The organism is Methanofastidiosum sp. (assembly GCA_020854815.1).
In the GTDB taxonomy this organism is placed as follows: Archaea; Methanobacteriota_B; Thermococci; order Methanofastidiosales; family Methanofastidiosaceae; genus Methanofastidiosum.
On record JAHKLW010000074.1, the window covers coordinates 1 to 6,586 of the forward strand.

The 6,586-nt window shown below is 34.8% G+C and carries 6 protein-coding genes; 4 read left to right on the top strand and 2 right to left on the bottom strand.

Annotated elements, in window-relative coordinates; all coding sequences use genetic code 11:
* A partial coding sequence (locus tag KO464_09080) for a hypothetical protein (protein MCC7573524.1) occupies positions 1-1,042 on the top strand: 1,042 nt, incomplete at its 5' end.
* Between the two features lie 4 nt (positions 1,043-1,046).
* Positions 1,047-1,526: a universal stress protein gene (locus KO464_09085; protein MCC7573525.1), complete on the top strand. Its 480-nt coding sequence runs from the start codon at positions 1,047-1,049 to the stop codon at positions 1,524-1,526.
* 5 nt (positions 1,527-1,531) lie between these two features.
* On the opposite strand, the gene KO464_09090 is transcribed toward KO464_09085, so the two are convergent.
* Together KO464_09090 and KO464_09095 are read right to left on the bottom strand one after the other, a co-directional pair.
* A complete protein-coding gene (locus KO464_09090; GenBank protein ID MCC7573526.1) occupies positions 1,532-2,083 on the bottom strand; it encodes an aldolase in 552 nt (183 codons plus the stop codon).
* The gene (locus tag KO464_09095) at positions 2,068-3,798 is read right to left on the bottom strand and encodes an aldehyde ferredoxin oxidoreductase family protein (GenBank protein MCC7573527.1); all 1,731 of its coding nucleotides are present in this window, start codon (positions 3,796-3,798) and stop codon (positions 2,068-2,070) included. Before KO464_09095 ends, KO464_09090 begins: the two co-directional genes overlap by 16 nt.
* 128 nt (positions 3,799-3,926) lie before the next feature.
* Here KO464_09095 and KO464_09100 point away from each other — a divergent pair, with 128 nt between their 5' ends.
* Positions 3,927-5,024, top strand: a complete 1,098-nt coding sequence (locus KO464_09100) for a PAS domain-containing sensor histidine kinase (protein MCC7573528.1) — start codon at positions 3,927-3,929, stop codon at positions 5,022-5,024.
* Positions 5,011-6,354, top strand: coding sequence for a DUF835 domain-containing protein (locus KO464_09105; protein MCC7573529.1), 1,344 nt, complete (start codon positions 5,011-5,013; stop codon positions 6,352-6,354). The genes KO464_09100 and KO464_09105 overlap by 14 nt, the downstream gene beginning before the upstream one ends.
* Positions 6,355-6,586: the final 232 nt, after the last annotated feature.

Genomic DNA, 6,586 nt, shown 5'->3' on the forward strand with positions numbered 1-6,586 from the left:
CTTTTGCCTGCTTTCTGCTTTTCTTGCAATGGCAATTGATGAGGTCACTTCAATTATTTTTGTTACAGCCGTTTTGCTTGAAATAACAGATTATTTTGATGTCAACCCTGTTCCATATGTTATTTCTTGTGTCATGGCAACTAATATCGGCAGTTCTGGAACAGTTCTTGGTAATCCTATTGGGATATTGATTGCGATGAGGGGTAAATTATCATTTGAGGATTTTATTATATGGGCATTTCCAGTTGCAATAGTATCTTTGATAGCGACTATCCTAATAGTATTGTTCTGGTACAGAAAGGACGTGGCATTGTTTAAGTCTAGAATAAGATTAAAAATGAGAACAACAGAAAAATTGGCTTTTCAGGATGAATGGGAATTTGTACCAGACAAGAAAGAGTTTAAGATAGGTGTCGCAATATTTGTATCCACAATAGTGCTTATTGCTATGCACAAAAGACTTGAATCTTTATTTGATCTTCCACATAATACACTTCTTCTAGCAGCATCCTTAATAGGTGCAAGCATGGTAATGTTATGGAAAAGAACAAAAGCCAGAGAGTATATCGAGAAAGACGTGGATTGGTGGACACTGATATTTTTCATGATGCTGTTCGCAAAGGCGGGTACCTTGAAATTTACAGGTGTAACAGATATAATTGCGCAAAGCGTTGCAGGGATTGCTGGTAGCCTCCCAATTCTTACAACAATGATATTGTGGATAGCTTCTCTTGGTTCAAGTCTTCTTGATAATGTAGTTTTAGTTGCTGCATTAATACCAGTTGTCGAAAGTTTTAATAGCCTTGGAATTAATACTTTTCCATTATGGTGGGCTCTTCTGTTTGGTGGATGTTACGGAGGTAACATTACAATGATAGGGAGTACTGCAAATATAGTTGCTTTAGGTATATTAGAAAAAAGAAAGAAATATAGCATGAGTTTCATGAAGTGGTTATGGATTGGGCTTGTAGTAGGCGGAATATCAACACTGATAGCAAATTTAGTCTTGGTGTTCTTAATACCCTATATGCCAATAAGGTGATAATATGAAAATATTGATGTGTACTGATGGCTCCTTTTATTCTGATAGCGCTTTAGCTTATGGCGCACAACTTTTTTGTAAATCTCAAGAACATGAATTAGTCGTTTTATACGTCATGCCAAAAGTTCATGAAGAGTTCAAATTTTATGAAAGAAAATTCAACGAGGAAGTAAGAAAGCTAAAAGAAGTTAAACTTAAAAATGCGGAAACAATCGAAGATTTAAAAAATCTTAAATCAGTTGACATCAGCTTTCAAATTCTTGAAAATGCTTACAAACTTTTGATGAAATTTGGACTTGAACCAAAAACCAAAGCAAGATCTGGAAATCCTGCTAATGAGATTCTAGCTGAAGCAGAAGATGGAAAATACGAGTTAATCATCATGGGCCAATACGGATTTTCTAAAGCAAAGAATTCTGCTCTTGGAAAAGTAGCTTCAGCAGTTGTCACAAATAGTAAGGTCCCTGTTCTTATAGTTAAATAATATTATTATTTATTTTTACTTAAATCACAGAAATATTTTATCTTCGCGCTGTGTTCCATCATAGTAGTATGGACATATGCATCTTCCAAGATTTTACCAACTGCGAATGTGCCGTGAGCTTTAACAACACACCCTTTATGCTTCTCAAGAGCTTTTGCGGCATTTGTTGCTAGTTCTTTTGTACCAATATGTCCAGTTACTATTGGTATTTCATGGAAAAAGAATTTTCCTTCAGAGTCGTAAGGTTCAATCGATTCATCATGCAAAATGGATTCTATAACTGCAAATGGGCAGTGTGCATGAATAATTGCAAGTGCCGATGTTCTTCTGTATATCTCCCTATGCACTATAGTTTCACTTGAAGCGATAAGATCAAGCGATGAAGGTTTGTTGAGATCTACAGTGACAACTGACGCCTCCGTTATTTCATCAAGCATACATCCACTTCTAGTAACAGTAATACTATCTCCCACTCTAACGCTTATATTGCCAAAATGAGAGCTGAGATAACCTCCGTCAACAAGTTTTTTACCGAACTTTCCTATTTCTTTCCACATAAAAATTTCCCCTCATTTTTTAAGTCAAGTGATTCGAGTCTTTCCATTGTTGGAATCCCATTATTCCATCCCCTATAGGTATAATACTCATCAAGGACTGAATTAAATTCTACCTTTGATATTCCATCATTACCGAAAAATCTCTCTGGAAGAGTATCTTCAGCATAAGACATATTCTCCCTAAGATTGAATAACCTTTCAAGATTATATATCCTCTCTCCTGCTTTTATGAACTCTTCAGATGTATATACTTCACCAACACTAGCTGAAAGTAAATTCGAATATTCTTCTTCTGACAATGCAAACGATGAAAACTGGCACATTATCAATGAGTGAACGCTTGCCGAAATATTTTGAAATATCTGTATAAGGCCGCTTTTACCAGAAAACGATAGCCTATCAATCAGCTTTGGTTTACCCAATATTTCTGGGCCCACCATATAAGCCCTTAGATGGCATGCACCCCTGTTTGAAGTTGCATAACTTAAGGCAAGCCCCAAGACACCCCTAGGATCATATCCTGGTATCTCTAATCCCTTTACAGACATAGAAGATTCTTCTCTGCCCTTGGCTTTTGAATATCTAAAGGATCCCTGGCTCAAAGGCCCTCCTTCCACTATCTCTTTAAGCGGTTTTTGAATATCCTTATCGCCTTCTAATTCTATATAACAACTGACAGCATTTCCCGCCGAAATGGTATCGACACCATAATCGTTACAAACATAATTTGCCTGTATAATCTTTTCAATATCATCATTCATCGAATTTGGCCCAAACATCGCAATAGTTTCATATTCAGGTATTTCTATACCTCGTTTCCTATCTTCACGTTTGCAGGCTATAAAGCAGTTGTAACAAGTTTTTTTCTTAATATCATAATTCTCTGCAATAAATTCCCCGGAAACTTTGTAAGCATTTTCAAAATGCACCTTTCTAAAATTATCAGTTGGCATTATCCTCATCGTGTTGATAAGATTAACAAGCGAAGGGGTGCCATAATACGCTAATCCTTTTGAGGCAACAGGCGACGCATTTAATAGTCTCATTGATTCTGATATATACTTCTTCATTTTTTCACTGTCAGATATACCAATCTCCTTATTTCCTCTGACAATAAATGCCTTCAATTTCTTTGAGCCCATCACAGCGCCAAGGCCACCCCTACCACATGCATGAGTATATTCACTCATTATCGAAGAGATAGGTATTAATTTCTCGCCTGCTTTTCCTATGCATGACACTTTAAATTTATCGCTAGATAAAACTGATGTAGATTCCTTAACGTTTTTACCCCAAATATGCGAGGCATCTTTTAAATCAACGTGACCATTATCAATCTCAATATAAACAGGTTTTTCTGAAGTGCCTTTTATAACGACAACATCATATCCTGCCATTCTTAGCTCTCTGCCAAAAAAGCCACCGGCACTAGAATCAAAAATAGTGCCTGTAAGTGGGGATTTGGAAACAACTATGTGTCTACCTGAAAGTGGAACAACAGTCCCAGTCAAAGGACCAGTTGCAAATATCAAAATGTTGTCATCTGAAAGAGGCTCTGTATGTGGAGAGAGCATATCAAAGAGCAGTTTGACCCCGACACCCCTACCACCAATAAATTTACTAGTTATTTCATTTTTTAGTTTTTTTTCCTCTATCTTTTGCGTATCTAGACTTATCTCAAGAAGTTTTTCTATATGGGGCAAATGGATCTCCATTTCAACTAAAATTATGTTACTTTAAGAAGTTTTCTTTTTTATAGTTTGCATTTTATTTAATATTAGTTAAGAATTTCGCAATAATAAAGCAAATGCATATAAAGACTTTTTAAAACAATCCGTTGAGTATGAATAATACACCAAACAATATGGGGTTTTCCCCATCAAACTCTACATTCAATGTTAGTATATCAAAAAACTTTGCCATACCAATGGCAGAGATAATCGGAGATAGGATAGTTTTTTTCAATAACGCACTCCTAAATATGACCGGTTTTTCAAGAGACGAGTTAGAAAATATTCCATTTTCAAAACTTCTATGTCCCAGCGGAAGAGAAAATATACTATTTGTCCTTAATTCAAAGACCAAAGAAAGCATATTCTCCTATAACACAACAGCTTCTGTCATAAATAAAAGCGGCGGCGACATATTCTGTGAAATTAAGTTTGATTTTCTAGACAGAGAGGGAACTAAAACAATAATAGCATCATTTAAAGAGATTGATCAATCAAAAGGAATCAATCTATCTCCCTTAATATCAGAAAAACTTGACTCTATTAAAAGGCTTTCAGCAAGTCTTTCTCATGAAATTAATAATCCCTTAAATGTAATTGTTAATTATTTGTACATAATTGAAAATACTCAAGATGCAGATAAGAGGAAACAATACATAAAGATTGTAAACTATGAAGTTGAAAGAATTGCCAGTATCCTGAACTGGCTTCTAGATTTCTCATCATATATGCACGGGAATATCTCTGCAATTGACGTTGACAGTGAAATAAAAAAAGCCATAGAATTAGTCCAAGATGATTTTACCTCAAAAAATATATCCATTTCATTCAACGAATGTGGCGATTGCATTGTTCCCTTTACCGAAGGTCAACTTCAAAGAGCCGTCATGAATCTACTCTTAAATGCTAAAGATGCGGTCATGAATATAAACCGCAATGGGCTTGTAACAATAGAAACTACCAAAGATAATGACTATATTGAGATTAAAGTTTTTGACAATGGTGTAGGTATATCCCCTGAAAATCTTGAAAGAATATTTGATCCTTTCTATACAACTAAATCTTTTACAAATAATAGGGGTATTGGTCTACCCATGACACACAGGATAATAGAGTCCCATGGGGGCAAGATTTATGTCGATAGTACTGTAAATAAGGGAACTATTGTTAAGATATACCTCCCCAGGAGACGAATTGATGGAAAAGGATGAATTCAGGATCTTAATAGTTGACGATGAAGCAAACATAAGAGAAAGTCTGAAACTCATCTTAGAAACGGAAGGCTATAACGTACTTGATGCCGATAGCGGCGAAGAAGCAATAAAACTATTTCAGACTAGTAAAATAGACCTTGTTCTGCTTGACCTCAAGATGAAAGGCATGACTGGTGAGGAAACTTTAAAACATATTAGAGACATCGATTCTGAAACAATGGTTATAATCCTAACAGGGCATGCCACGCTTGACTCCTCACTTGAAGCTATTAAATATGGGGCTTACGACTACATGAAAAAGCCTGTAAGTGTAAACGAAATAAGGCGTCTTGTTTTCAAGGCATATGATCGATGGAAACTGTCCAATCTTGTTAAACACTATAATGCTGAACTAAAACAGAGATATGTAAAAAGAAACAAAGAGTTAATTTCTGTGATTACTTTAGCTGAAAAACTAAGAGAAATCGAATCACTTGATAAAGGATGTAAACTAGTCGTTGATACAATTCATGATGCCGTTGGATTTGACAAAGTAGTTTTTTTCTCAGTTGACGGCGATGGAACCCCTAGAGTCTTAAATAAAAAAGGATTTGATTCAAAGGAAGCAAAAAAACTCCTTGATATTTATAATAATTTCAACAATAAAAATAACTCTCTTAATTCAAAGAATAATTTTTTTTCACCCATATTTTTTGAAAAGGATATAATTGGAGCGTTGTATGTAGAGAAATTAGACGCCAGCCTAGAAAAGGAGGATGAAAACCTTATAACATTAATATCTGGTGAAGCAACTTCATTTCTTTTGAGATTTAAATACAATATAATTACCAACGGGGAAGAAGAGGTCCCTTTTCCCATAAAACATGAAATTCCACAAGGCAAATCATTTATTATTTATGAACAAAAATATGGAAAGAGTTTTGAAATTTTTAAAGACCTTGTAACACACAGTATATCAGGCCTTGCAATCACAAGAACACCTCCGGGAAATATTAAGAAATCATTTGGCCTAGAAAAGACACCTTTTATATGGTTATCAAAGATAGAGGGTCAGAATACCATTTCTCCAATATACCTTAATAGCCTTATGAATCTAATAACAGATTTTGTCAATAAAGGTAAAGATTCTGTCGTTATATTAGAAGGTCTAGAATACCTAATTGCTCAGAATAATTTTGAGATAGTCTTAAAATTTATACAAGCTCTTAGAGATTTCCTATTAATAGAAAACTCGCGTTTGATTGTTCCACTAAATAAAGAAACTTTTACTCCAAAGGAACTTGCACAACTTGAAAAAGAGCTTGAAGTCTTGAAAATCAAAAATTGAGAATATCGCATTTCTCAACCAAATCTTTTTAAGCTTTTTGCTACACCTTTATTAGGAATCGCATGAGTGGCAATATAAATGATGAAAATTTAAGAAAAGAACTATTAAGGCTTATAGAAGATACTAGGCACCAGATACCCACTAAATCTGAAACCAAGGAAGCTGTAATGGCCAAATCATTTATTGTATTTGCCCTCGGATGCTTAACTGGAATTGAAATGTACACAATTAA

Excerpts from the sequence above, each read along its gene's own strand:
- KO464_09100 (MCC7573528.1), top strand. The coding sequence starts at position 3,927 with ATGAATAATACACCAAACAATATGGGGTTTTCCCCATCAAACTCTACA.
- KO464_09095 (MCC7573527.1), bottom strand. The coding sequence starts at position 3,798 with ATGGAGATCCATTTGCCCCATATAGAAAAACTTCTTGAGATAAGTCTA.
- KO464_09085 (MCC7573525.1), top strand. The coding sequence starts at position 1,047 with ATGAAAATATTGATGTGTACTGATGGCTCCTTTTATTCTGATAGCGCT.
- KO464_09105 (MCC7573529.1), top strand. The coding sequence starts at position 5,011 with ATGGAAAAGGATGAATTCAGGATCTTAATAGTTGACGATGAAGCAAAC.
- KO464_09090 (MCC7573526.1), bottom strand. The coding sequence starts at position 2,083 with ATGTGGAAAGAAATAGGAAAGTTCGGTAAAAAACTTGTTGACGGAGGT.